Source organism: Pseudomonas sp. W2Jun17, from assembly GCF_023127795.1.
Taxonomy (GTDB): Bacteria; Pseudomonadota; Gammaproteobacteria; order Pseudomonadales; family Pseudomonadaceae; genus Aquipseudomonas; species Aquipseudomonas synxantha_A.
Map to the genome: position 1 here is coordinate 253260 of NZ_SPKO01000009.1, position 22794 is coordinate 276053.

Consider the following 22794-nt stretch of genomic DNA (forward strand, 5'->3'; position numbering starts at 1 on the left):
GCTCTATCTCCACAGACTGCATCCCCGACCCCATGCAGTGGAGAACCTTACCCATGCCAGTCGCCCCCAATTCGCTCCTTCAGGCTGCCCCTGCGGCCAAGCCGTCAGCGCCTGCCGCTAACCCGCCGGTAGCGGTTGCGGCCCCGCGAGACAAGGGCGCAGGCTTTGCTCAAGTGTTTGCCAACCAGGGCGCCAAGCCGACGCTGAAGGGCGACGACACCCCCAATAAGGTCACGCGTGACAAGCCTTCCGATACCGGCGCCAACCCGGCTGCCGGCAGCGACAAGCCTGCCGCCAGCAAGCCGGCGGTTGCCGATAGCGGCAATCCCTTGCCTGCCAAGCCGTCGGCCAAGCCCGATGACAGCGCCGGCACCGAGGGCGATAAACCCAGCGATCCAGTTTTGGCGCAGTCACCTGCGGTAGACCCTGTTGTCGACCCTGCGGTAATCGCCGCCGCGACGCCGGTGGCGGTGCCTGTACAAGTGTCGGCGGTTGACGAGGACGCCAAGGCCCAGCCGGTGGTCGCTGTGGTCGAGGAGGCCTTCGACCCGCAGGCTGATCCCCTGGATGCGATGCCGGCCGTACGCCTGGCGATGGAGCAGGGCGGTCATGTGTCGGCCAGCAGCCAGACGCCGCAGAAAAGCGCAGCCGCCCCTACGGATCAACCGACCGCCGCGCAGAGCTTTGCCGCTGGCCTGGCCACGATGGTCGACCAGCAAGCCACCAAGGACAGCACCGACCAGGGTGGCGACAAGGCGTTTGGCGCGTTGATCGATGACGGCCTCAAGGACCTCAAGAACGCCAGCAGCGACACCCGCGTGGACGATTTCGCCAACCGCCTCGCCGCGCTGACCCAGGCCGCCACGCCCAAAACCGCCAACGCCTTGCCGCCGGTTGCCAATGCACCGCTGGCCATGCACCAGAGCGGCTGGACCGAAGAGGTCGTCAACCGCGTGATGTACCTCTCCAGCGCCAACCTCAAGTCTGCCGAGATCCAGTTGCAGCCGGCCGAGCTTGGGCGTCTGGATATCAAGGTCAACATGACGGCGGACCAGCAGGCCCAGGTCAATTTCATGAGCGGCCATGCGGTGGTGCGTGAAGCGCTGGAAAGCCAGTCTGGCCGCTTGCGTGAGATGTTTGCCCAGCAGGGGATGGGGCAGGTGGATGTGAATGTGTCTGACCAGTCCCGTGGGCAGGACCAGCAGCAACAGCAGGGCCAGGCGCGGGGGGTGAGCGGCAGCGGCAGGCGTGCTGACAGCGGCGACGCTGGTGGCCCTGTGGACGTGGCCGAAGTGGCGGGGCCCGTGAGCCAGAGCGTGATCGGCTCCAGCGCGGTCGACTACTACGCCTGACTTCCTGTCCAAACCCGGTCAGTGTGGGAGCTGGCTTGCCTGCGATGGCGGTGTATCAGTGACACATATGTGAACTGACCCACCGCCATCGCAGGCAAGCCAGCTCCCACATTTGATTTGGGTTGCCTTCGCGCCAGACAACTCTGGCATAACACTTGCTCTTGCCTTCCCGTAGATCTATGAATTCCCGAATAGTGACGGATTATTGGCATGGCGAAGAGCGACGACGCAGCAACTCCCCCCGCAGCAGGCAAAGGCAAGCTCAAGCTGATCCTGTTGATTGTGCTGGGCCTGCTCCTGGCCATCGGTGCCTCGATTGGCGGTACCTGGTACATCATGCACAGCAGTGCAAGCAAGCCGGCACCCGCCGCCGACGCCGCCACCAACGTCAAGCAACCGGCAATCTTTGAGCAGATGCTCCCGGCATTTGTTGCCAATTACAACGTCAACGGTCGTCAGCGCTACCTGCAGGTGAGTATTACCTTGCTGGCGCGCAACCAGGCGGACCTGGATGCCCTCAAGGTGCATATGCCGGTGATCCGCAACAACCTGGTGATGCTGTTCTCCGGGCAGGCCTTCGACAGCCTGGCCACCCCGGTCGGCCAGGAAATGCTACGCCAGAAGGTCACTGCCAGCGTGCAGGAAGTGGCCCAGAAAGAACTCGGCAAAGTCGTGGTCGAGCAGGCGCTCTTCACTAACTTCGTATTGCAGTAGGATCACGACATGGCCGTGCAAGACCTGCTGTCCCAGGATGAAATCGACGCGCTGTTGCACGGCGTGGACGATGGTCTGGTACAGACCGAAATGGCTGCCGAACCCGGCAGCGTCAAAAGTTATGACCTGACCAGCCAGGATCGCATCGTTCGTGGACGCATGCCGACCCTGGAAATGATCAACGAGCGTTTCGCCCGCTACACCCGTATCAGCATGTTCAACATGCTGCGCCGTTCGGCGGACGTGGCGGTGGGCGGCGTGCAGGTGATGAAGTTCGGTGAATACGTGCACTCGCTGTACGTGCCCACCAGCCTCAACCTGGTCAAGATCAAGCCGCTGCGCGGCACCGCGCTGTTCATCCTCGACGCCAAACTGGTGTTCAAGCTGGTGGACAACTTCTTCGGCGGCGACGGCCGTCACGCCAAGATCGAAGGGCGTGAATTCACCCCCACCGAACTGCGTGTCGTGCGCATGGTGCTGGAGCAAGCCTTCATCGACTTGAAGGAAGCCTGGCAGGCGATCATGGAAGTCAATTTCGAGTACATCAATTCGGAAGTGAACCCGGCCATGGCCAACATCGTCGGCCCCAGCGAGGCGATTGTGGTGTCGACCTTCCACATCGAGCTCGATGGCGGTGGCGGTGACCTGCACGTGACCATGCCTTACTCGATGATCGAGCCGGTGCGCGAAATGCTCGACGCCGGTTTCCAGTCCGACCTCGACGACCAGGACGAGCGCTGGGTCAAGGCCCTGCGCGAAGACCTGCTGGACGTCGACGTGCCCCTGAGCGCCACCGTGGCCCGTCGGCAGTTGCGCCTGCGCGATATTTTGCACATGCAGCCCGGGGATGTGATCCCTGTCGACCTGCCGGAAGAACTGATCATGCGCGCCAATGGCGTGCCGTCGTTCAAGGTCAAGCTCGGTTCCCACAAAGGCAACCTGGCGTTGCAAGTGGTTGAGCCGATCAACCGACGCTGATTCAACCCTAATTCATGATTGTTTGCTGCGCCGAGGACATGTAATGGCTACCGAACACGAAAACACTTCCGCCGAAGACCAGGCCCTGGCTGACGAGTGGGCCGCGGCCCTGGAAGAAACCGGCGATGTCGGCCAGGACGACATCGACGCACTGCTGGCCGCCGACGCAGCCACTGCGCCTGCCGGCAAGCGCCTGCCGATGGAAGAATTTGGCAGCGTGCCGAAGAACAACGAGCCGGTGACCCTCGACGGTCCGAACCTGGATGTGATTCTTGACATCCCCGTGTCGATTTCCATGGAAGTGGGCAGCACCGAAATCAATATCCGCAACTTGCTGCAACTCAACCAAGGCTCGGTGATCGAGTTGGACCGCCTGGCCGGTGAGCCACTGGACGTGCTGGTCAACGGCACGCTGATCGCCCACGGCGAAGTGGTGGTGGTCAATGAGAAGTTCGGCATCCGCCTGACGGACGTGATCAGCCCGAGCGAACGCATCAAGAAGTTGCGCTGAGATGAAGTACTCGATGGCGGGACTGTTGCTGGCGCTGCCATTGAGCGCCCGGGCGGTGGAGCCGGTCGCGCAAGCGGCTGCGGCACCGGTGGTCGGCAGCGTCGGCGGGCAATTGACGCAGCTGGTGCTGGGCCTGTTGCTGGTGATCGGCTTGATCTTTGTGCTGGCCTGGCTGATGCGCCGCGTACAGCGCATCGGCCCGGGCAATGGCCAGGTGATCGAGCTGGTCGGTTCGCGCGCCCTCGGCCCGCGTGATCGGCTGGTGCTGGTGCAAGTCGGCGAGGAGCAGATCCTGCTTGGCATCACGCCCGGACGCATCACCCCGCTGCATGTACTCAAGACCCCGGTGGACGCGGCCAAGACCGAGACCGCCACGCCAGAATTCGCCCAGCGCCTGATGGAGTTGCTGGGCAAGGATCAGAAGGATAAGAAGTAATGCGCGTTTTGCTGACGCTCATGCTGTTGCTGGCTGCGCCGCTGGCCCTGGGCGCCGACCCGTTGTCGATCCCGGCGATCACCCTGGGTACCAACGCGGCCGGCGCGCAGGAATATTCGGTCAGTTTGCAGATCCTGCTGATCATGACCGCGCTGAGTTTTATCCCGGCCTTCGTGATGTTGATGACCAGCTTCACGCGGATCATCATCGTGTTCTCGATCCTGCGCCAGGCCCTGGGCCTGCAACAGACGCCGTCAAACCAGATCCTCACCGGCATGGCCTTGTTCCTGACGCTGTTCATCATGGCGCCGGTGTTCGACAAGGTGAACCAGCAAGCCCTGCAACCCTACCTCGCGGAAAAACTCAACGCCCAGGACGCCATCGACAAAGCCCAGGGCCCGATCAAGGACTTCATGTTGTCGCAAACCCGCTCCAGCGACCTTGAGCTGTTCATGCGCCTGTCCAAGCGTACCGACATCGCCACTCCGGACCAGGCACCCTTGACCATTCTGGTGCCGGCGTTCGTCACCTCCGAATTGAAGACCGCGTTTCAGATCGGCTTCATGATCTTTATCCCGTTTTTGATCATCGACCTGGTGGTGGCGAGCGTGCTGATGGCCATGGGTATGATGATGCTGTCGCCGTTGATCATCTCGTTACCGTTCAAGATCATGCTGTTTGTGCTGGTGGACGGCTGGGCGCTGATTATCGGCACCCTGGCCGGCAGTTTCGGAGGGATATAGGGCCATGACCCCAGAAGTCGCCGTCGACCTGTTCCGCGAAGCGCTGTGGCTGACCACCCTGATGGTCGCCGTGCTGGTGGTGCCGAGCCTGTTGGTCGGCCTGCTGGTGGCGATGTTCCAGGCGGCCACCCAGATCAACGAACAAACCCTGAGCTTTCTGCCGCGCCTGTTGGTGATGCTGGTGACCCTTATCGTCGCCGGCCCGTGGCTGGTGCAAACCTTCATGGAATACATCCTGCAGTTGTACGGCAGTATTCCGCAGTTGATTGGCTGAGCCGATGCAGTCCTTGCTGGCGTTGACCGACACCCAGATCAGCACCTGGGTGGCCTCGTTTATCCTGCCGTTGTTCCGCGTCACGGCGATGTTGATGGCCATGCCGGTGTTCGGCACCACCCTGGTTCCGCGTCGCGTGCGTTTGTACTTTGCCGTGGCGATCACCGTGGTGATCGTGCCGGGCCTGCCACCGATGCCGCCGGTCAATGCGCTGGACCTCAGCGCCTTGCTGTTGATCGCCGAACAGATCCTGATCGGCGCCATGCTGGGGTTTTCCCTGACCTTGTTTTTCCAAGCCTTTGTGGTGGCCGGGCAAATCATCTCGATCCAGATGGGCATGGGCTTCGCCTCCATGGTCGACCCCACCAACGGCGTGTCGGCGGCAGTGATCGGGCAATTTCTGACCATGCTGGTGACCTTGCTGTTCCTGGCCATGAACGGACACCTGGTGGCGTTCGAGGTGCTGACCGAGAGTTTCACCACCTTGCCGGTGGGCGCAGGCTTGGTGGTCAACCACTTCTGGGAACTGGTGGGGCGCCTCGGTTGGGTACTCGGCGCGGCGCTGTTGCTGGTGTTGCCGGCGATCACGGCGCTGCTGGTGGTCAATATCGCGTTTGGCGTGATGACCCGTGCGGCGCCGCAACTGAACATCTTCTCGATTGGTTTCCCGCTGACCCTGGTGTTGGGCATGGGGATTTTCTGGGTCGGCCTGGCCGACATTCTCAATCAGTATCAACCGCTGGCCACCGATGCCCTGCAGTTCTTACGTGATCTGGCACGGGCGCGCTGAGCCATGGCCGAAAGCGAGAGTGGTCAGGACAAAACAGAAGACCCCACGGAGAAACGTAAAAAGGACTCCAGGGAAAAGGGCGAGATTGCACGCTCCAAAGAGCTCAACACCTTTGCCACCATGATCGCCGGTGCCGGTGCCTTGCTGATCTACGGCGGGGGCCTGGCGCTGGACTTGCTGGAGATGATGAAACACAACTTCAGCTTGCCTCGCGAAGTGTTGCTCAACCCCGACGCCATGGGCCAGTACCTGCTGCACTCAGGCAAAATCGCCCTGTTGGCGGTGCAACCGATCTTGATCACCTTGCTGCTCGCCGCGCTGATCGGCCCCGTTGCTCTCGGCGGCTGGTTGTTTGCCGCGGGCAGCATGGCGCCCAAGTTCAGCCGCATGAACCCCGGCGCGGGGCTCAAGCGCATGTTCTCCGCCAAGGCCCTGATTGAATTGCTCAAGGCCCTGGCCAAGTTTTTCCTGATTCTGTTCGTGGCGTTGGCGGTGTTGTCGTCCGACATCGACGACTTGTTGCGTATCGCCCATGAGCCGCTGGAGTCGGCGATCATCCACAGCGTGCAGGTGGTGGGCTGGAGCGCGCTGTGGATGGCCCTCGGGCTGATCCTGATTGCGGCCGTGGATGCGCCGATCCAGCTGTGGGAAAGCCACAAGAAACTGCTGATGACCAAGCAGGAAGTGCGTGACGAACACAAGGATCAGGAAGGCCGGCCCGAGGTCAAGCAACGCATTCGCCAGCTGCAGCGCGAAATGTCCCAGCGCAAGATGATGGCTTCGGTACCCGACGCCGACGTGATCATCACCAACCCGACCCACTACGCCGTGGCCCTCAAGTACGACCCGGAGAAGGGTGGCGCACCGATGCTGTTGGCCAAGGGCAGCGACTTCACCGCCCTGAAAATCCGCGAAATCGCCGTGGCCAACGACATTCTGCTGCTGGAATCGCCGGCGCTGGCGCGCTCGATTTTCTATTCCACCGACCTCGACCAGGAAATCCCTGCCGGGTTGTACCTGGCCGTTGCACAGGTACTGGCCTACGTTTACCAAATCCGCCAATACCGCGCCGGCAAGGGCAAGCGGCCTGATCCGCTCAAGGATTTGCCGATACCGCCGGATTTGCGTCGCGACACCTGATTCTTCTCTGACCTGTCAACTTTGACAGTAGCCATTACGCCGCCTTCACTGTTTGATACAGCGATGAGGCGCGCAGCCATGCGCGGCTTGGGAGGCGGTGATGGATAGGGGCACGGTCAGGTGGTTCGATGCGGTCAAGGGCATTGGTTTTATTGCTCGGGATCGCGATGGCAATGCGGTTGCCGTCCAATCGACGAATGTCAAATGCGCCGAACCCCCGCAAGCGCCTGCCGAGCAGCGCAAACCCCGCAAACGCAAAAAGTCAGGGGATGCATGATCCGCAACATTGCCATGCCTACACTCACTGGAAGCCCGCGTCTACCTGTCAACTTTGACAGTAGCCAAAGGGCGCTGCCCGCTGTTTTATTAACCTCCATGCACTGCGCGTATGTAGTAAACGAGATGCAGGGAGAGCGGTTGTGAAGGTGGTTACGGGTACGGTCAGGTATTACGTCTGGCTCAGAGGCGATTGGTTGATCAAGCCCGATGGCGGGGGAGAGGATGTGTTTATCAATGGCAGAGACTGGCGTTGCACTGCGCTGTGGTTTGGCAAGCGCATGGAGTTCCAAATGGTCCATCGACCCGAGGGTATTTATGCGTTGCCCGTCAAACTGTGCAACCCAGGTGAACCGGGTCTCAAGTGAAGTGTAGGGAGAATGGCAATGGCAACTGGCACGGTGAAGTGGTTTAACGCGGAGAAGGGGTTTGGTTTTATTACCCAAGATGATGGAGGGCCCGATGTGTTTGCCCATTACTCGGCAATTGCGACGGCTGGGTACAAAAGCCTGGAGGAGAATCAAAAAGTAGAGTTTGACATCACGCAAGGTCCAAAAGGCCCACAGGCTGAGAATATACGGCCAGTTTAGAAACTGAATCACACGTGGGAGCTGGCTTGCCTGCGATGGCTGACTCACAGCCAATATCCCAGTGGCTGACACACCGCAATCGCAGGCAAGCCAGCTCCCACCCTTGTCCGTATTATCCGCTGCTTGCTTTGCCCGCCATTGTGGCGCCAAGGTGCAGGCTATCAGCCAGTAATTGCGCCAGTTCGATCAACTGCGCAACACCAGTGGTGTACGGAGACTAGAGAGCCGGTTTCCTAGGGGCAACCCCAAATCCTTGTCAGAAATTTCCTCGATAGCCCCGGCTTTACACAGATCAAATGTGGGAGGGGGCTTGCTCCCGATAGCGGTGAATCAGCCAAACATCAGTGCCTGACACTCAGCAATCGGGAGCAAGCCCCCTCCCACATTTGGATTGATTTACACCCGGTGGCCCGGGGTGTTTGTGAGGTTCTCCGGGCCCAAAAGCAAAGTTGGAAGGCTTCTTGCAACCCCGCCTCCAAGTCGCCTCCCAGCGTCAAAACTTTGCTTCAAGGACACGAGGAATACCGGTGGTAGATCGCTCTCAAATGCTCAACACGGCCCGTGGCACCCTGACTGACCTGTCGCGGGGCAATCTGGGTGTGCCGTTGTTGTTGCTGGTGATGCTGGCAATGATGATGTTGCCGATGCCGCCGTTCCTGCTCGATGTGTTCTTCACCTTCAACATTGCCCTGTCTGTCGTCGTGCTGCTGGTCTGCGTGTACGCGCTGCGGCCGCTGGATTTCGCGGTATTCCCGACCATTCTGCTGGTGGCGACCCTGCTGCGCCTGGCGCTGAACGTGGCGTCCACGCGGGTGGTGATGCTTCACGGCCAGGACGGCCACGCTGCCGCCGGCAAGGTGATCCAGGCGTTCGGCGAGGTGGTGATCGGCGGCAACTACGTGGTCGGTATCGTCGTGTTCGCGATCCTGATGATCATCAACTTCGTGGTGGTGACCAAGGGCGCCGGGCGGATTTCCGAGGTGAGCGCGCGGTTTACCCTCGACGCCATGCCCGGCAAACAGATGGCCATCGACGCCGACCTCAACGCCGGCCTGATCGACCAGAACCAGGCCAAGTCACGCCGGGCGGAAGTCGCCCAGGAAGCCGAGTTCTACGGCTCCATGGACGGTGCCAGCAAATTTGTGCGCGGTGACGCCATCGCCGGCCTGCTGATTCTGTTTATCAACCTGATCGGCGGCATGGCCGTCGGTATCTTCCAGCACGGCATGACCTTCGGCGATGCGGGCAAGGTGTACGCCTTGCTGACCATCGGTGACGGTTTAGTGGCGCAATTGCCATCACTGTTGTTATCGACAGCTGCGGCCATCATGGTTACCCGCGCTTCGGGCTCCGAAGACATGGGCAAGCAGATCAGCCGCCAGATGTTCGCCTCGCCCAAGGCCCTGGCCGTGGCGGCGGGCATCATGGCGATCATGGGCATCGTGCCGGGTATGCCCCACTTCTCGTTCCTGAGCATGGCGGCCCTGGCCGGCGGCGCAGCTTACCTGTTCTGGAAAAAGCAGAACGCGGTCAAGGTCCAGGCCCAGCAAGAGATTGCCCGCCAGCAGGATCTGCTGCCATCCCCGGCCCGCGCCCAGGAAACCAAGGAGCTGGGCTGGGACGATGTGACCCCGATCGACATGATCGGCCTGGAAGTCGGCTACCGCCTGATCCCGCTGGTGGACCGCAACCAGGGCGGGCAATTGCTGGCGCGGATCAAGGGCGTGCGCAAGAAGCTGTCCCAGGACCTGGGCTTCTTGATGCCCACCGTGCATATCCGCGACAACCTCGACCTGGCCCCCAGTGCCTACCGCCTGACCCTGATGGGCGTGATCCTGGCCGAAGCCGAGATCTACCCGGATCGCGAGCTGGCGATCAACCCCGGGCAGGTGTTCGGCACGCTCAACGGCATTACCGCCAAAGATCCGGCTTTTGGCCTGGAAGCGGTGTGGATCGAAGTCAGCCAGCGCAGTCAGGCTCAATCGCTGGGTTACACCGTGGTGGATGCCAGCACCGTGGTTGCCACGCACCTCAACCAGATTCTCTACAAGCACTCCCACGAGCTGATCGGTCATGAGGAAGTCCAGCAATTGATGGGCTTGCTGGCCAAATCCTCACCGAAACTGGCCGAAGAGCTGGTGCCGGGTGTCCTGACACTGTCGCAGTTGCTCAAGGTGCTGCAAGCGCTGTTGGCCGAGCAGGTGCCGGTACGTGACATTCGCAGCATTGCCGAGGCCATCGCCAACAATGCCGCCAAGAGTCAAGATACTGCCGCTCTGGTGGCGGCGGTGCGCGTCGGATTGTCCCGTGCAATCGTGCAAAGCATTGTAGGCATTGAGTCCGAGCTGCCTGTGATCACCCTGGAACCCAGGTTGGAACAAATATTGCTCAATAGTATTCAGAAGGCAGGGCAAGGCCAGGAAGAGGGCGTTTTGCTGGAGCCGAGCATGGCTGAAAAGCTGCAGCGTTCGTTGATCGACGCCGCACAGCGCCAGGAAATGCAAGGCAACCCGGTGATCCTGCTGGTGGCCGGCCCGGTTCGGGCGATGTTGTCGCGGTTTGGACGCCTGGCTGTACCGAATTTGCACGTGTTGGCTTACCAGGAAATTCCTGACAATAAGCAAGTGACTATCGTCGCGACAGTTGGGCCCAATGGCTGAGGTAGTGGGTTATGCAAGTTAAGCGTTTTTTCGCCGCCGATATGCGTCAGGCCATGAAACTGGTCCGTGATGAGCTGGGCGCCGATGCCGCGATTATCGGTAACCGTCGGATTGCCGGCGGTGTCGAGCTGACGGCTGCCCTGGATTACACCCCCCAGGCGCTGGCCCCGCGCGTGCCGAACATGGAACTCGAAGACGAGCTGCGCAAGACCGCCTCGCGCATTGTGTCGGCCCAGGCTGAACTGAGTATGCGTGGCGACAGCGATGCCAGCACCAATCGCCAATTGTTCGCCGGCCTGCCGTTGACCGCCGCCGAGCCGCTGGTAGAGCCGACATTTGTCGAACCGCCGCGTCCAGCCGCGCCCGCCCCGGCTGCTGCTGTCGACCAGCGTGTGTTCGATTCGATGCGCTTTGAACTCAATGGCCTGCGTGAACTGCTGGAAGTGCAGCTGGGCTCGTTGGCCTGGACGCAACTGCAAGGCAGCAAGCCCCAGCAAGCCAACCTGTGGCGCCGCCTGCAACGCATCGGCTTGTCCGGCCCTTTGTCCCGCGACCTGCTGGCCTTGACCGCCGAAGTCGAAGAGCCGCGTCAGGCCTGGCGCATGTTGCTGGCGCACTTGGCGCGCATGATCGCCACCCCGGAAATCGAACCCCTGGAAGAGGGCGGTGTGATTGCCATGGTCGGCCCCGCCGGCATGGGCAAGACCACCACCCTGGCCAAGCTGGCCGCACGCTACGTACTCAAGTACGGCGCACAGAATATCGCCCTGGTGAGCATGGACAGCTACCGCATCGGCGCCCAGGAGCAGCTCAAGACCCTGGGCCGCATCCTCAATGTGCCGGTGACGCACGTCGATCCGGGCCAGTCCCTGGCCAATGCCCTCGACCCGTTGCTGCGCAAGCGCGTGGTGCTGATCGATACCGCCGGCCTGCAAGCCAGCGACCCGGCCCTGCGTATGCAGCTCGAAAGCCTGGCCGGGCGTGGCATCAAGTCGAAAAACTACCTGGTGCTTGCAACCACCAGCCAGAAACAGGTTCTTACCGCCGCGTACCATAGTTACAAACGCTGCGGTCTGGCCGGCTGCATCCTCACCAAGCTCGACGAAACCGCGAGCCTGGGCGAAGTGTTGAGCCTGGCCATCAGTCATGAATTACCGGTCGCCTACCTGACCGACGGGCCGCGGATCCCTGATGATCTGCATCTGCCGCGCCGTCATCAGTTGGTCAGCCGTGCCGTCAGTGTGCAAATGCAAGAAGAGCCTAGCGAGGAAGCGATGGCCGATATGTTCGCCGACCTTTACCACCACCCGGCAAAACGGGTCGGTTGAGGCAGGATGAACACCGTGAAATGTACCTACATCGATGGTCTGCAAGCGTTTCAAGCGGCCAAGCCATGTAGCCTGCGTCTAAGCAAGACAAGGTAAAGAAATAAAATGGGCAGCATGCATCCCGTACAGGTGATCGCGGTGACCGGCGGCAAAGGTGGCGTCGGCAAAACTAACGTGTCAGTGAATTTGTCCCTGGCCCTGGCAGAGCTTGGCCGTCGCGTCATGCTGCTGGATGCTGATTTGGGCTTGGCGAACGTGGACGTTCTGCTGGGGCTGACACCCAAACATACCCTTGCCGATGTGATCGAGGGCCGCTGTGAGCTGCGCGATGTGCTGCTCCAGGGGCCCGGTGGCATTCGTATCGTGCCGGCTGCCTCGGGCACCCAGAGCATGGTGCACCTGAGCCCCGCGCAACATGCCGGGCTGATCCAGGCCTTCAGTGATATCGGCGACAACCTCGACGTGCTGGTGATCGACACCGCCGCCGGGATCGGCGAATCGGTGGTCAGCTTTGTGCGCGCCGCGCAGGAGGTGCTGCTGGTGGTGTGCGACGAACCCACTTCCATCACCGACGCCTATGCGCTGATCAAACTGCTTAACCGTGACTACGGCATGAACCGCTTTCGCGTGCTGGCCAACATGGCCCAGAGCCCGCAGGAAGGGCGCAACCTGTTCGCCAAGTTGACCAAGGTCACGGATCGCTTCCTCGATGTGGCTTTACAATACGTCGGCGCAGTTCCCTATGACGAGTGTGTGCGCAAGGCCGTGCAAAAGCAGCGTGCGGTCTACGAAGCGTTCCCTCGTTCGAAATGCGCACTGGCGTTCAAGGCCATTGCCCAGAAGGTCGATACCTGGCCGTTGCCCGCCAATCCGCGTGGGCATCTGGAGTTTTTCGTCGAGCGTTTGGTGCATCAGACGAGTGCGGGACCGGTGCTATGACATCCAGCGGCTACAACCTTTACAAAAAGTCGGCACGTGACAGCCAGGGCGAATTGATCGAGCGCTATGCGCCTCTGGTCAAGCGCATTGCCTATCACCTGTTGGCGCGCCTGCCGGCGAGCGTGCAGGTCGAGGACTTGATCCAGGCTGGCATGATCGGCCTGCTTGAAGTGTCGACCAAATACGACGCGAGCAAGGGTGCGAGTTTCGAGACGTATGCGGGTATCCGTATTCGTGGCGCAATGCTCGACGAGGTGCGTAAAGGCGATTGGGCGCCGCGTTCGGTACACCGCAATACCCGCATGGTCAGTGATGCAATTCGTGCAATTGAAGCAAAAACCGGTCGTGACGCTAAAGATCATGAAGTTGCGGCCGAACTCCAATTGAGTCTCGACGATTACTACGGGATTTTGAACGATACCTTGGGCAGCCGCCTGTTCAGTTTCGACGACCTTTTACAGGACGGCGAACACGAAGGGCTGCACGAGGACGGCGCGAGTGCACATCTTGAACCGTCGCGCGATCTGGAAGATGAACGTTTCCAGAAAGCGTTGGCGGACGCGATTGCCAACTTGCCGGAGCGTGAGCGCCTGGTGCTGGCGCTGTACTACGACGAAGAGCTGAACCTCAAGGAAATCGGTGAGGTCCTGGGGGTCAGCGAGTCGCGTGTCAGCCAATTGCATAGCCAGTGCGCAGCCCGCTTGCGGGGGCGATTGGGAGAGTGGCGCGCGCGCTGACAGGCAGTGTGGGGACACTGCAGACGCTACCGCGAAACCGCAGGGTTTTGCGGGTGAGTACCGTGGTGCCCTGGGCAGTCCTTTTTGTGTAACGCCTGTTGATTGAAATGGCGCGTCCAGGTGCTGGGCGCGTTTAAGACTGCTTGGAGGTCGAATTGGACAAGAACATGAAAATCCTCATCGTTGATGACTTCTCAACGATGCGGCGGATCATTAAAAATCTGTTGCGTGACCTTGGGTTCACCAACACGGTCGAGGCGGATGACGGCATTACGGCGATTCCGATCCTCAACAGCGGGAGCATCGACTTTCTGGTAACCGACTGGAACATGCCGGGTATGACCGGTATCGACCTGCTGCGCCATGTGCGTGCCGATGAAAAACTGCGCAGTCTGCCTGTGCTGATGGTGACCGCCGAAGCCAAGCGTGAACAGATCATCGAAGCCGCCCAAGCCGGGGTCAACGGTTACGTGGTCAAGCCATTCACGGCACAGGCCTTGAAAGAGAAGATCGAGAAAATCTTCGAACGCATCCACGGCTAATGCCATCGCGGGGGAGCTATGGAGCATAACGAAACGTCACAGGGCGACTTTGAGTCGACCCTGAAAAAACATGCTCACCAGTTGGTCGACAGCCTGGAAAAAGGCCAGTTCGCCGATGCGGTGCAGTTGATCCATGAGCTTAACCAGACCCGTGACCGCGGCCTGTACCAGGAAGTGGGCAAGCTCACACGCGAGCTGCACAGTGCGATCGTCAATTTCCAGATTGACCCGCGCATGCCCCAGGCCGAAGAAATTTCCCAGATCACCGATGCCACTGAGCGCCTGTCGTATGTGGTCAGGCTGACCGAGGCCGCTGCCAACCGCACCATGGACCTGGTGGAAAACGCCACGCCTCTGGTCAACGGCATGGCCAGCGAAGCCCAGGCCCTGAGCCTTGACTGGGGCCGCTTCATGCGCCGTGAAGTGGGCGCTGAGGAATTTCGTGAGTTGGCGCGTCGGGTCGACGGTTTCCTGTCGCGCAGCGAGCAAGAGAACCGCACGGTGGCCAGCAACCTCAACGACATCCTGCTGGCCCAGGATTACCAGGACCTCACCGGCCAGGTGATCAAGCGCGTGACCCAGTTGGTCACCGAAGTGGAAAGCAACTTGCTCAAATTGGTGCTGATGGCCGGCCAGGTCGACCGTTTTGCCGGCATCGAGCACGACCGCGAAGCGATCCTCTCGGAAAAAGATCCACAAAAACATCTCGCCAAGGGTGAAGGTCCGCAGATTCATGCCGATAAACGTGAAGACGTTATGTCAGGTCAGGATGACGTAGATGACCTGTTATCCAGTTTAGGCTTCTAAGGAGCACACCCATGAGCTTCGGCGCCGATGAAGAAATCCTTCAGGATTTCCTTGTAGAGGCCGGCGAAATTCTAGAGCAACTGTCCGAGCAACTGGTCGAGCTGGAAAGCCGACCGGATGATGCGAACCTGCTCAATGCAATTTTTCGCGGTTTTCACACTGTAAAAGGGGGCGCCGGCTTCCTCCAGCTCCATGAACTGGTGGAGTGCTGCCACATCGCCGAGAACGTGTTCGACATCCTGCGCAAGGGTGAGCGTCACGTTGATTCGGAATTGATGGACGTGATTCTCGAAGCACTGGATGCGGTCAACGGCATGTTCAGCCAGGTGCGTGAACGTGCGCCGATCACGGCGGCTACCCCGGAACTGCTGGCCGCCCTGGCGCGCCTGGCTGAACCGGCTGCTGCTGCGCCGGTTGTGCAAGCGGCGCCTGAGCCGGTGGTAGAAGCCGAGCCGGACGTGACCGACAGCGAGTTCGAACAGCTGCTCGACTCGCTCAATGCGGTCAAGGCCGAGGCCGAAGGCCCGGCGGCGCCTGTCGCCACGCCGACCAGCGAAGACATTACCGACGCAGAATTCGAATCCTTGCTCGACCAGTTGCATGGCAAGGGCCAGTTCGCGGCCGATGCCGTGGCCCCTGTGGCGCCGCCGCAAGTGCCGGATGCCAATGCCAGCACCGACATTACCGACGATGAGTTCGAAGCACTGCTCGACCAACTGCATGGCAAAGGCACCTTTGTGGCCGAAGCCCTGCCGGAAGTCGCAGCCACGGCTGCCGCCCCGACCACCAAGGCTGGGCCTGCCGACGACGGGCTGATCTCCGATCACGAGTTCGAAGCGCTGCTGGACGAGCTGCACGGTAAAGGCAAGTTCACCGAAGTGGCCCCGGCTGCCGCCGCAGCGGTCGCCACTGCCGCACCGGCGGCTGCCAAAGCGCCTGCGCCAGTCGCCAAACCGGCACCCGCGCCGGCACCTGCCCGTGCAGCGGCACCGGCCGCGGCGGAAAAGCCCGCCAGTGAAGCCGAAACCACCGTGCGCGTCGATACCGCACGCCTGGACGACATCATGAACATGGTCGGCGAACTGGTGCTGGTGCGTAACCGCCTGGTGCGCCTGGGCCTGAACAGCGGCGACGAAGCCATGCAAAAGGCCGTGTCGAACCTCGATGTGGTCACCGCCGACTTGCAAACCGCCGTGATGAAAACGCGGATGCAGCCGATCAAGAAAGTCTTTGGCCGCTTCCCGCGCCTGGTCCGCGATCTGGCGCGCCAGCTCAAGAAAGAAATCAACCTGGAACTGGTGGGCGAAGAAACCGACCTGGATAAAAACCTGGTCGAGGCCCTCGCCGACCCGCTGGTCCACTTGGTGCGCAACGCTGTCGACCACGGGGTAGAAACCCCGGAAGAACGCGAAGCCGCCGGCAAGTCGCGTAACGGCAAGGTGATCCTGGCTGCAGAGCAAGAGGGCGACCACATCCTGCTGTCGATCACCGATGACGGCAAAGGCATGGACCCGACCATCTTGCGCAATATCGCGGTCAAGCGCGGCGTGATGGACAAGGACGCCGCCGACCGCCTGACCGACACCGAGTGCTACAACCTGATCTTCGCCCCGGGCTTCTCGACCAAGACCGAGATTTCCGACGTGTCCGGCCGTGGCGTCGGCATGGACGTGGTGAAAACCAAGATCAGCCAGCTCAACGGCTCGATCAACATCTACTCGACCAAGGGCCAGGGCTCCAAGATCGTCATCAAGGTGCCGTTGACCCTGGCGATCATGCCGACCCTGATGGTGATGCTGGGCAACCAGGCGTTCGCTTTCCCGCTGGTCAACGTCAACGAAATTTTCCACCTCGACCTGTCGCGCACCAACGTGGTGGACGGCCAGGAAGTGGTGATCGTGCGCGACAAGGCATTGCCATTGTTCTACCTCAAGCGTTGGCTGGTGGCGTCGGCCAAGCATGAAGAGCAGCGTGAAGGCCATGTGGTGATTCTGTCTGTGGGCACCCAGCGCATCGGCTTTGTGGTCGATCAACTGGTGGGCCAGGAAGAAGTGGTGATCAAGCCTTTGGGCAAGATGCTGCAGGGCACCCCGGGCATGTCGGGCGCGACCATTACCGGTGACGGTCGGATCGCGTTGATTCTCGATGTTCCAAGCATGCTCAAGCGTTACGCCGCACGGCGTATTTGATTCTGGTGGGGCAGGGCGGTCATGCCCGCCCCACCTAACGGAGTGTTTATGGCAGTCAAGGTCCTGGTGGTGGACGATTCGGGTTTCTTCCGCCGCCGCGTCTCGGAAATTCTTTCCGCCGATCCAACGATCCAGGTGGTCGGCACGGCCACCAACGGTAAAGAGGCGATCGATCAGGCCATCGCGTTGAAGCCGGACGTGATCACCATGGACTACGAGATGCCAATGATGGACGGCATTACCGCCGTGCGTCATATCATGCAGCGCTGCCCCACCCCGGTATTGATGTTCTCGTCGCTGACTCACGAAGGCGCACGGGTGACCCTCGACGCGCTGGATGCCGGCGCGGTGGACTTTCTGCCGAAGAATTTCGAAGACATCTCGCGCAACCCCGACAAGGTCAAGCAGATGCTGTGCGAGAAGGTGCACAGCATTTCCCGCAGTAACCGTCGTAGCCTGTTCAGTGCACCTGCGCCGGCACCTGCGCCTGCGCCCGTAGCGGCTGCACCGACCTCATCGTTTGCACGCCCGGCCCCTGCGCCGGTGGCTCGGCCTGCGGTGGCGCCGGTACGTGCCGCCGCTGCACCGAGCACCCATTCGCCAGCGCCCAAGCGCAAGGCTTACAAGCTGGTTGCCATCGGTACCTCCACCGGCGGCCCGGTGGCCTTGCAGCGGGTGTTGACCCAGCTGCCGGCCAACTTCCCGGCGCCGATTGTGCTGGTGCAGCACATGCCCGCGGCGTTCACCAAGGCGTTCGCCGAGCGCCTGGACAAGCTGTGCCGGATCACCGTCAAGGAAGCCGAGGATGGCGACATCCTGCGTCCTGGCCTGGCGCTGCTGGCGCCGGGTGGCAAGCAGATGATGGTGGACGGCCGTGGTGCGATCAAAATCCTGCCGGGCGACGAGCGCTTGAACTACAAGCCGTGTGTGGATATCACCTTCGGTTCGGCGGCCAGGTCCTACGGTGACAAAGTTCTGGCGGTGGTGCTCACCGGCATGGGCGCCGATGGCCGTGAAGGCGCACGCCTGCTCAAGCAGGGCGGCAGCGCCATCTGGGCCCAGGACGAAGCCAGCTGTGTGATCTATGGCATGCCCATGGCCATCGTCAAGGCTGACCTGGCTGACGCGGTCTACAGCCTGGACGACATCGGCAAGCATCTGGTGGAGGCCTGCCTCTGATGGATGTCTTGAGCCTGATCGGGATCACCATGGCGTTTGTCGCCATCATCGGCGGCAACTACCTCGAAGGCGGCCACCTCGGCGCCCTGGCCAATGGCCCGGCGGCGCTGATCGTGATCGGTGGCACCGTGGGCGCGGCGCTGTTGCAGTCGCCGTTGAGCTCGTTCAAGCGGGCCATGCAGATCCTGGTGTGGATCATTTTCCCGCCACGGGTCGACCTGCCCGGCGGCATCGACCGCGTGGTCAATTGGAGCCTCACTGCCCGCAAGGAAGGTTTGCTGGGTCTGGAAGGCGTGGCCGATGCCGAGCCCGACAGCTACGCACGCAAGGGCCTGCAATTGCTGGTGGACGGCGCTGAGCCGGAAGCGATCCGCAGCATCCTGGAGGTGGATTTCTACACCCAGGAAAGCCGTGACATCAATGCGGCCAAAGTCTTTGAAAGCATGGGTGGCTACGCGCCGACCATCGGCATCATCGGCGCGGTGATGGGCCTGATCCACGTGATGGGCAACCTGGCTGATCCTTCGCAACTGGGCAGCGGTATTGCCGTGGCGTTTGTGGCGACCATCTACGGCGTGGCCAGTGCCAACCTGGTGCTGTTGCCGGTGGCCAGCAAGCTCAAGTCAATTGCCATGCGCCAGTCGCGTTATCGCGAAATGCTGCTTGAAGGCATCCTCTCGATTGCCGAGGGCGAGAACCCGCGCTCCATCGAATTGAAGCTCCAGGGCTTCATGGATTGATGGGGAGGAACCGCCTGTGAGCCGTCGCCGTCGCGAGCCTGAAGAACATGTCAACCACGAGCGCTGGCTGGTGTCCTACGCGGACTTCATCACCTTGTTGTTTGCGTTTTTCGTGGTGATGTATTCGATTTCGTCGGTCAACGAAGGCAAGTACAAGATCATTTCCCAGGCGCTGGTGGGCGTGTTCAACGATACCGAGCGTGCGCTAAAGCCGATTCCCATCGGTGACGAGCGGCCCAAGACCGTCACCCCGGCCAAGCCGCTGGTTAACGACAGCGATGAGATCGCTGCCGGTGTCGGCGGCACCAGTGACCCGCTCAAAAGCATCGCCGATGACATCAGTGCCGCCTTTGGTGACCTGATCAGTTCCAATCAGATGACCGTACGCGGCAACGAGTTGTGGGTGGAGATCGAACTCAACTCCAGCCTGTTGTTTGCCAGTGCCGATGCGTTGCCCAGTGACCAGGCGTTCACCATCATCGACAAGGTGGCGGCGATCCTTAAACCGTTTGAAAACCCGATCCATGTGGAAGGCTTCACCGACAATTTTCCCATCAGCACCGCGCAGTACCCGACCAACTGGGAACTGTCATCGGCCCGTGCATCGAGCATCGTGCGCATGTTGGCCATGCAGGGTGTGAACCCTCAGCGACTGGCGTCGGTGGGCTATGGTGAATTCCAGCCGGTGGCCAATAACGCCACGGCGGAAGGGCGGGCACGCAACCGCCGGGTGGTGCTGGTGGTGTCGCGCAACCTGGATGTACGTCGCAGCCTGACCGGCACCGGCACGGCCAATGCAACACCGGATGCGGCGTTGAAGCGCGCTGGCACACAAACTGCACCGGCCCCTGTAAAGTCGCCGGTTCGGGCAAGCGCCGTCAATTCTCCGTCACCGGCTCAATAACCTTATGCCATGTCTCGGTCGCGCCTGTGCCCACCGGGAGGAACCAACCGAATGAGAGTCTGGGCAGTTGCCAATCAAAAGGGTGGAGTCGGCAAGACCACCACCTCCATCGCCTTAGCCGGCTTGCTGGCCGAAGCGGGCAAGCGTGTGGTCGTGGTCGACCTCGACCCCCACGGTTCCATGACCAGCTATTTCGGTTACGACCCGGATGCGCTGGAACACAGCTGCTATGACCTGTTCCTGCACAAGGGCAGCGTGCCGGCGGATTTGCCCGGGCAATTGCTGCTGCCCACCAGCAACGAGAGCATTTCGCTGTTGCCGTCGAGCACCGCGCTGGCCACCCTTGAGCGCCAGTCGCCGGGGCAGAGCGGCCTGGGCCTGGTGATCGCCAAGACCCTGGCGCAGCTGTGGCAGGATTTCGACTACGCGATCATCGACAGCCCGCCGTTGCTGGGCGTGCTGATGGTCAACGCCCTGGCGGCCAGCCAACAATTGGTGATCCCGGTACAAACCGAGCACCTGGCGGTCAAGGGCCTGGAACGCATGGTCAGCACCCTGGCGATGATCAACCGTTCGCGCAAACAGGCGCTGCCGTTCAGCATCGTGCCGACGTTGTTCGACCGCCGTACCCAGGCATCCCTCAGCACTTTGCGTGTATTGCGCGATGCCTATCCGGACACCATCTGGAACGGCTACATCCCCGTGGATACGCGCCTGCGTGATGCCAGCCGTGCGGGGCTCACGCCGTCGCAGTTCGATGGCAAGAGCCGTGGTGTGCTGGCCTACCGTGCGTTGCTCAAGCATCTGCTGTCGCAGCAGCTTGTGGCGCAGGTGGCGTGATGAACCGTCCTGTCGAATTCAAGACCCGGCCGCAACTGGCGCTGGAATCCTACCTGGATGCCCTGCTGCAGGATGCGACTGACGAAGCGCTGCCGGAACCGATTCTGATACTTGAGCCTGCTGTCGAGCCTGACACTACGCTGGACGATTTCCAGCAGGCCGTCATGGAAGAGCAGGCGCGTGATGCGCAGGCGGTGGAGGCTCCAGTCGTGGTGCCGATCACCCCTGCGGTGGTGGCGCCGATGGTGGTCGAACCGGTGGTGGACGTGCACCTGCCGCCGAGTATCACGCCACCGCCGGTAACCGGTGACGGCCGCCCGGCGTGGGCGGCCGAGCCGTTCGAGTGCCTGCTGTTCGACGTCGCCGGCTTGACCCTGGCAGTGCCGCTGGTGTGCCTGGGCTCGATCTATTCTTTGGAAGGCCAGGAGCTGACACCGCTGTTTGGTCAGCCGGAGTGGTTTCTCGGCATCCTGCCCAGCCAGGCCGGCAACCTCAAGGTGCTGGACACCGCGCGCTGGGTGATGCCCGACCGCTACCGCGACGATTTCCGCCAGGGCCTGCAATACGTGATTTCGGTGCAGGGCTACGAATGGGGGCTGGCGGTGCATCAAGTCAGCCGCTCGTTGCGCCTGGACCCCAATGAAATCAAATGGCGCAGCCACCGCGGCCAGCGCCCCTGGCTGGCGGGCACCGTGATTGAGCACATGTGCGCATTGCTGGATGTCGCTGAACTGGCCGAGTTGATTGCCAGCGGTGCGGTCAAGGCGATGCCACAGAACAAACGTAGTTGATTGAACAATAAGGGCCGTGCGGTTGCGCGGCGCAATAGCATACACGCCGTCGATAGCGGCATTTGAAGGGGTTACACGAATGAACAAGTCAGCGTCCGCACAAGGTTTGGATGATCCGATCCTGCAATGGGTTACCTTCAAACTCGACAACGAGACCTACGGCATCAACGTGATGCGCGTGCAGGAAGTGCTGCGCTACACCGAGATCGCTCCGGTACCGGGTGCACCGAGCTATGTGCTGGGCATCATCAATCTGCGTGGCAATGTGGTGACAGTCATCGACACCCGCCAGCGTTTTGGCCTGGACACGGTTGAAGTCAGCGACAACACCCGTATTGTGATCATCGAAGCCGACAAGCAAGTGGTCGGGATCATGGTCGACAGCGTGGCCGAAGTGGTTTACCTGCGCCAATCGGAAGTGGAAACCGCACCGAATGTCGGTAACGAAGAATCGGCCAAGTTCATCCAGGGCGTGTGCAACAAGAACAACGAACTGCTGATCCTGGTTGAGCTGGACAAGATGATGAGCGAAGAAGAGTGGTCGGAACTGGAGAGCATCTGATTGTTCCTTGAGGCAGCGGTGATTGTCCTGGCCCTGTTGTGGGCCGGGACCTTGGCGTTTGTACTGCGCTATATGCGTCAGCAACGGGAATTGGCCTTGCAACAGGCCGAACGCGATGCCGTGCGTGATCGGCGCATTCTGGAGCTGGTCAAGCGCGTGGATCATTACCAGCAGAGTGCGGTGCGGGTCGGCGATGAAGTGCATGAACTGCGCGCGATTCTCGGGCCTTTGCCGGATAAGTTGGTGCAATTGGAACAGCGCGACCCTTCGAACCTGTCCTTTGCCCAGGCGGCCAAGCTGGTGGGGATGGGGGCGACGGTGGACGAACTGACCCAGTCGTGCGGCTTGACCCAGGCCGAGGCGCAGTTGATGAGCAAATTGCACAAGAGCTGATTCGGCTGCGCTTGCTGGGTTCATGTGGGAGGGGCTTGCCCTCGATAGCGGCCTGGCAACCGACGCTTCTCTGCCTGACACCCTGCGACCAAACTGTGGGAGCTGGCTTGCCTGCGATGGCGGCCTGATAGCCGACATTTATCTACCTGACACCCCTCAGTCCAAATGTGGGAGCTGGCTTGCCTGCGATGACGGCCTTACAGCTGACACAGTTATACCGAGTACATATCCATTCCTGCGGTAACGGCCACTTAGGGTTCCGCTTTTACAGCGGGTCACTTTTGGAAAAGAGCCCGGAATGCCGGCCCAGCCAAATTCCAGCCAGCGTGGTTTAACGGGGCGCCTAAGATCAAAAGCAGATCAAGATCAAGGGCGTCTC

The 22794-nt window shown here is 61.1% G+C and carries 25 protein-coding genes; all 25 read left to right on the forward strand.

The features are described 5' to 3' along the window. Positions 1-53 precede the first annotated feature (53 nt). The 25 genes from E4O98_RS08590 to E4O98_RS08715 all read left to right on the forward strand — a co-directional run bounded on the left by E4O98_RS08590 (position 54) and on the right by E4O98_RS08715 (position 22415). A complete protein-coding gene (locus tag E4O98_RS08590) occupies positions 54-1352 on the forward strand; it encodes a flagellar hook-length control protein FliK (protein WP_248134700.1) in 1299 nt (432 codons plus the stop codon). Between the two features lie 210 nt (positions 1353-1562). Then, positions 1563-2066, forward strand: coding sequence for a flagellar basal body-associated protein FliL (fliL, locus tag E4O98_RS08595; RefSeq protein ID WP_005790069.1), 504 nt, complete (start codon positions 1563-1565; stop codon positions 2064-2066). Positions 2067-2075: 9 nt separating this feature from the next. Next, the gene (gene fliM / locus E4O98_RS08600; RefSeq protein WP_005790068.1) at positions 2076-3044 is read left to right on the forward strand and encodes a flagellar motor switch protein FliM; all 969 of its coding nucleotides are present in this window, start codon (positions 2076-2078) and stop codon (positions 3042-3044) included. A gap of 43 nt (positions 3045-3087) precedes the next feature. Further along, the gene (fliN, locus tag E4O98_RS08605) at positions 3088-3555 is read left to right on the forward strand and encodes a flagellar motor switch protein FliN (RefSeq protein ID WP_005790067.1); all 468 of its coding nucleotides are present in this window, start codon (positions 3088-3090) and stop codon (positions 3553-3555) included. A gap of 1 nt (position 3556) precedes the next feature. Further along, a complete protein-coding gene (gene fliO, locus E4O98_RS08610; RefSeq protein WP_148852731.1) occupies positions 3557-3991 on the forward strand; it encodes a flagellar biosynthetic protein FliO in 435 nt (144 codons plus the stop codon). Beyond that, a complete protein-coding gene (fliP, locus tag E4O98_RS08615) occupies positions 3991-4734 on the forward strand; it encodes a flagellar type III secretion system pore protein FliP (RefSeq protein ID WP_103733688.1) in 744 nt (247 codons plus the stop codon). Before fliO ends, fliP begins: the two co-directional genes overlap by 1 nt. Before the next feature lie 4 nt (positions 4735-4738). After that, entirely contained in the window at positions 4739-5008 is a 270-nt protein-coding gene (fliQ, locus tag E4O98_RS08620; protein ID WP_003192936.1) for a flagellar biosynthesis protein FliQ, read from the forward strand. 4 nt (positions 5009-5012) lie between these two features. Further along, positions 5013-5798: a flagellar biosynthetic protein FliR gene (gene fliR, locus E4O98_RS08625; RefSeq protein ID WP_005790062.1), complete on the forward strand. Its 786-nt coding sequence runs from the start codon at positions 5013-5015 to the stop codon at positions 5796-5798. Between the two features lie 3 nt (positions 5799-5801). Further along, complete coding sequence (gene flhB / locus E4O98_RS08630; protein WP_005790061.1) at positions 5802-6938, forward strand: flagellar biosynthesis protein FlhB; 1137 nt, start codon at positions 5802-5804, stop codon at positions 6936-6938. A gap of 419 nt (positions 6939-7357) precedes the next feature. Beyond that, on the forward strand, positions 7358-7582 hold the full coding sequence (locus E4O98_RS08640) for a hypothetical protein (protein ID WP_032880067.1): 225 nt from the start codon (positions 7358-7360) through the stop codon (positions 7580-7582). A gap of 18 nt (positions 7583-7600) precedes the next feature. Further along, positions 7601-7804 (forward strand): cold-shock protein, encoded by a 204-nt coding sequence (locus E4O98_RS08645; RefSeq protein WP_032880068.1) that lies wholly within the window; start codon positions 7601-7603, stop codon positions 7802-7804. A 545-nt stretch (positions 7805-8349) separates the two neighbouring features. Then, positions 8350-10464, forward strand: coding sequence for a flagellar biosynthesis protein FlhA (gene flhA, locus E4O98_RS08650; RefSeq protein ID WP_032880069.1), 2115 nt, complete (start codon positions 8350-8352; stop codon positions 10462-10464). A gap of 11 nt (positions 10465-10475) precedes the next feature. After that, positions 10476-11792 carry a flagellar biosynthesis protein FlhF gene (flhF, locus tag E4O98_RS08655; RefSeq protein WP_005790047.1) on the forward strand — a complete coding sequence of 439 codons (1317 nt, stop codon included), beginning with the start codon at positions 10476-10478 and terminating at the stop codon, positions 11790-11792. A 105-nt stretch (positions 11793-11897) separates the two neighbouring features. Then, positions 11898-12731, forward strand: a complete 834-nt coding sequence (gene fleN, locus E4O98_RS08660) for a flagellar synthesis regulator FleN (RefSeq protein ID WP_003192912.1) — start codon at positions 11898-11900, stop codon at positions 12729-12731. Then, on the forward strand, positions 12728-13468 hold the full coding sequence (fliA, locus tag E4O98_RS08665; protein WP_005790042.1) for an RNA polymerase sigma factor FliA: 741 nt from the start codon (positions 12728-12730) through the stop codon (positions 13466-13468). The genes fleN and fliA overlap by 4 nt, the downstream gene beginning before the upstream one ends. A gap of 167 nt (positions 13469-13635) precedes the next feature. Then, on the forward strand, positions 13636-14010 hold the full coding sequence (locus E4O98_RS08670) for a chemotaxis response regulator CheY (protein ID WP_164699535.1): 375 nt from the start codon (positions 13636-13638) through the stop codon (positions 14008-14010). Positions 14011-14028: 18 nt separating this feature from the next. Continuing rightward, complete coding sequence (locus E4O98_RS08675; protein WP_032880071.1) at positions 14029-14817, forward strand: protein phosphatase CheZ; 789 nt, start codon at positions 14029-14031, stop codon at positions 14815-14817. Between the two features lie 11 nt (positions 14818-14828). Next, a complete protein-coding gene (locus E4O98_RS08680) occupies positions 14829-17006 on the forward strand; it encodes a chemotaxis protein CheA (RefSeq protein WP_078821963.1) in 2178 nt (725 codons plus the stop codon). A gap of 48 nt (positions 17007-17054) precedes the next feature. Further along, positions 17055-18185: a chemotaxis response regulator protein-glutamate methylesterase gene (locus E4O98_RS08685; RefSeq protein WP_248134702.1), complete on the forward strand. Its 1131-nt coding sequence runs from the start codon at positions 17055-17057 to the stop codon at positions 18183-18185. Continuing rightward, positions 18185-18925, forward strand: a complete 741-nt coding sequence (locus E4O98_RS08690; protein ID WP_005790033.1) for a flagellar motor protein — start codon at positions 18185-18187, stop codon at positions 18923-18925. Before E4O98_RS08685 ends, E4O98_RS08690 begins: the two co-directional genes overlap by 1 nt. 16 nt (positions 18926-18941) lie before the next feature. After that, positions 18942-19829: a flagellar motor protein MotD gene (motD, locus tag E4O98_RS08695; protein ID WP_248134704.1), complete on the forward strand. Its 888-nt coding sequence runs from the start codon at positions 18942-18944 to the stop codon at positions 19827-19829. A gap of 51 nt (positions 19830-19880) precedes the next feature. Next, positions 19881-20669 carry a ParA family protein gene (locus E4O98_RS08700; RefSeq protein WP_005790028.1) on the forward strand — a complete coding sequence of 263 codons (789 nt, stop codon included), beginning with the start codon at positions 19881-19883 and terminating at the stop codon, positions 20667-20669. Continuing rightward, entirely contained in the window at positions 20669-21460 is a 792-nt protein-coding gene (locus E4O98_RS08705) for a CheW domain-containing protein (protein WP_216091903.1), read from the forward strand. Before E4O98_RS08700 ends, E4O98_RS08705 begins: the two co-directional genes overlap by 1 nt. Positions 21461-21539: 79 nt before the next feature. Further along, positions 21540-22022 carry a chemotaxis protein CheW gene (locus E4O98_RS08710; protein ID WP_005790025.1) on the forward strand — a complete coding sequence of 161 codons (483 nt, stop codon included), beginning with the start codon at positions 21540-21542 and terminating at the stop codon, positions 22020-22022. Further along, positions 22023-22415 carry a DUF2802 domain-containing protein gene (locus tag E4O98_RS08715; RefSeq protein WP_005790023.1) on the forward strand — a complete coding sequence of 131 codons (393 nt, stop codon included), beginning with the start codon at positions 22023-22025 and terminating at the stop codon, positions 22413-22415. The last annotated feature ends 379 nt before the right edge of the window (positions 22416-22794 follow it).

What these genes read in the sequence shown, in the direction of transcription:
- E4O98_RS08590 (WP_248134700.1), top strand. Translation starts at nt 54, where the DNA reads ATGCCAGTCGCCCCCAATTCGCTCCTTCAGGCTGCCCCTGCGGCCAAG.
- fliL (WP_005790069.1), top strand. Translation starts at nt 1,563, where the DNA reads ATGGCGAAGAGCGACGACGCAGCAACTCCCCCCGCAGCAGGCAAAGGC.
- fliM (WP_005790068.1), top strand. Translation starts at nt 2,076, where the DNA reads ATGGCCGTGCAAGACCTGCTGTCCCAGGATGAAATCGACGCGCTGTTG.
- fliN (WP_005790067.1), top strand. Translation starts at nt 3,088, where the DNA reads ATGGCTACCGAACACGAAAACACTTCCGCCGAAGACCAGGCCCTGGCT.
- fliO (WP_148852731.1), top strand. Translation starts at nt 3,557, where the DNA reads ATGAAGTACTCGATGGCGGGACTGTTGCTGGCGCTGCCATTGAGCGCC.
- fliP (WP_103733688.1), top strand. Translation starts at nt 3,991, where the DNA reads ATGCGCGTTTTGCTGACGCTCATGCTGTTGCTGGCTGCGCCGCTGGCC.
- fliQ (WP_003192936.1), top strand. Translation starts at nt 4,739, where the DNA reads ATGACCCCAGAAGTCGCCGTCGACCTGTTCCGCGAAGCGCTGTGGCTG.
- fliR (WP_005790062.1), top strand. Translation starts at nt 5,013, where the DNA reads ATGCAGTCCTTGCTGGCGTTGACCGACACCCAGATCAGCACCTGGGTG.
- flhB (WP_005790061.1), top strand. Translation starts at nt 5,802, where the DNA reads ATGGCCGAAAGCGAGAGTGGTCAGGACAAAACAGAAGACCCCACGGAG.
- E4O98_RS08645 (WP_032880068.1), top strand. Translation starts at nt 7,601, where the DNA reads ATGGCAACTGGCACGGTGAAGTGGTTTAACGCGGAGAAGGGGTTTGGT.
- flhA (WP_032880069.1), top strand. Translation starts at nt 8,350, where the DNA reads ATGCTCAACACGGCCCGTGGCACCCTGACTGACCTGTCGCGGGGCAAT.
- flhF (WP_005790047.1), top strand. Translation starts at nt 10,476, where the DNA reads ATGCAAGTTAAGCGTTTTTTCGCCGCCGATATGCGTCAGGCCATGAAA.
- fleN (WP_003192912.1), top strand. Translation starts at nt 11,898, where the DNA reads ATGGGCAGCATGCATCCCGTACAGGTGATCGCGGTGACCGGCGGCAAA.
- fliA (WP_005790042.1), top strand. Translation starts at nt 12,728, where the DNA reads ATGACATCCAGCGGCTACAACCTTTACAAAAAGTCGGCACGTGACAGC.
- E4O98_RS08670 (WP_164699535.1), top strand. Translation starts at nt 13,636, where the DNA reads ATGAAAATCCTCATCGTTGATGACTTCTCAACGATGCGGCGGATCATT.
- E4O98_RS08675 (WP_032880071.1), top strand. Translation starts at nt 14,029, where the DNA reads ATGGAGCATAACGAAACGTCACAGGGCGACTTTGAGTCGACCCTGAAA.
- E4O98_RS08680 (WP_078821963.1), top strand. Translation starts at nt 14,829, where the DNA reads ATGAGCTTCGGCGCCGATGAAGAAATCCTTCAGGATTTCCTTGTAGAG.
- E4O98_RS08685 (WP_248134702.1), top strand. Translation starts at nt 17,055, where the DNA reads ATGGCAGTCAAGGTCCTGGTGGTGGACGATTCGGGTTTCTTCCGCCGC.
- E4O98_RS08690 (WP_005790033.1), top strand. Translation starts at nt 18,185, where the DNA reads ATGGATGTCTTGAGCCTGATCGGGATCACCATGGCGTTTGTCGCCATC.
- E4O98_RS08700 (WP_005790028.1), top strand. Translation starts at nt 19,881, where the DNA reads ATGAGAGTCTGGGCAGTTGCCAATCAAAAGGGTGGAGTCGGCAAGACC.
- E4O98_RS08705 (WP_216091903.1), top strand. Translation starts at nt 20,669, where the DNA reads ATGAACCGTCCTGTCGAATTCAAGACCCGGCCGCAACTGGCGCTGGAA.
- E4O98_RS08710 (WP_005790025.1), top strand. Translation starts at nt 21,540, where the DNA reads ATGAACAAGTCAGCGTCCGCACAAGGTTTGGATGATCCGATCCTGCAA.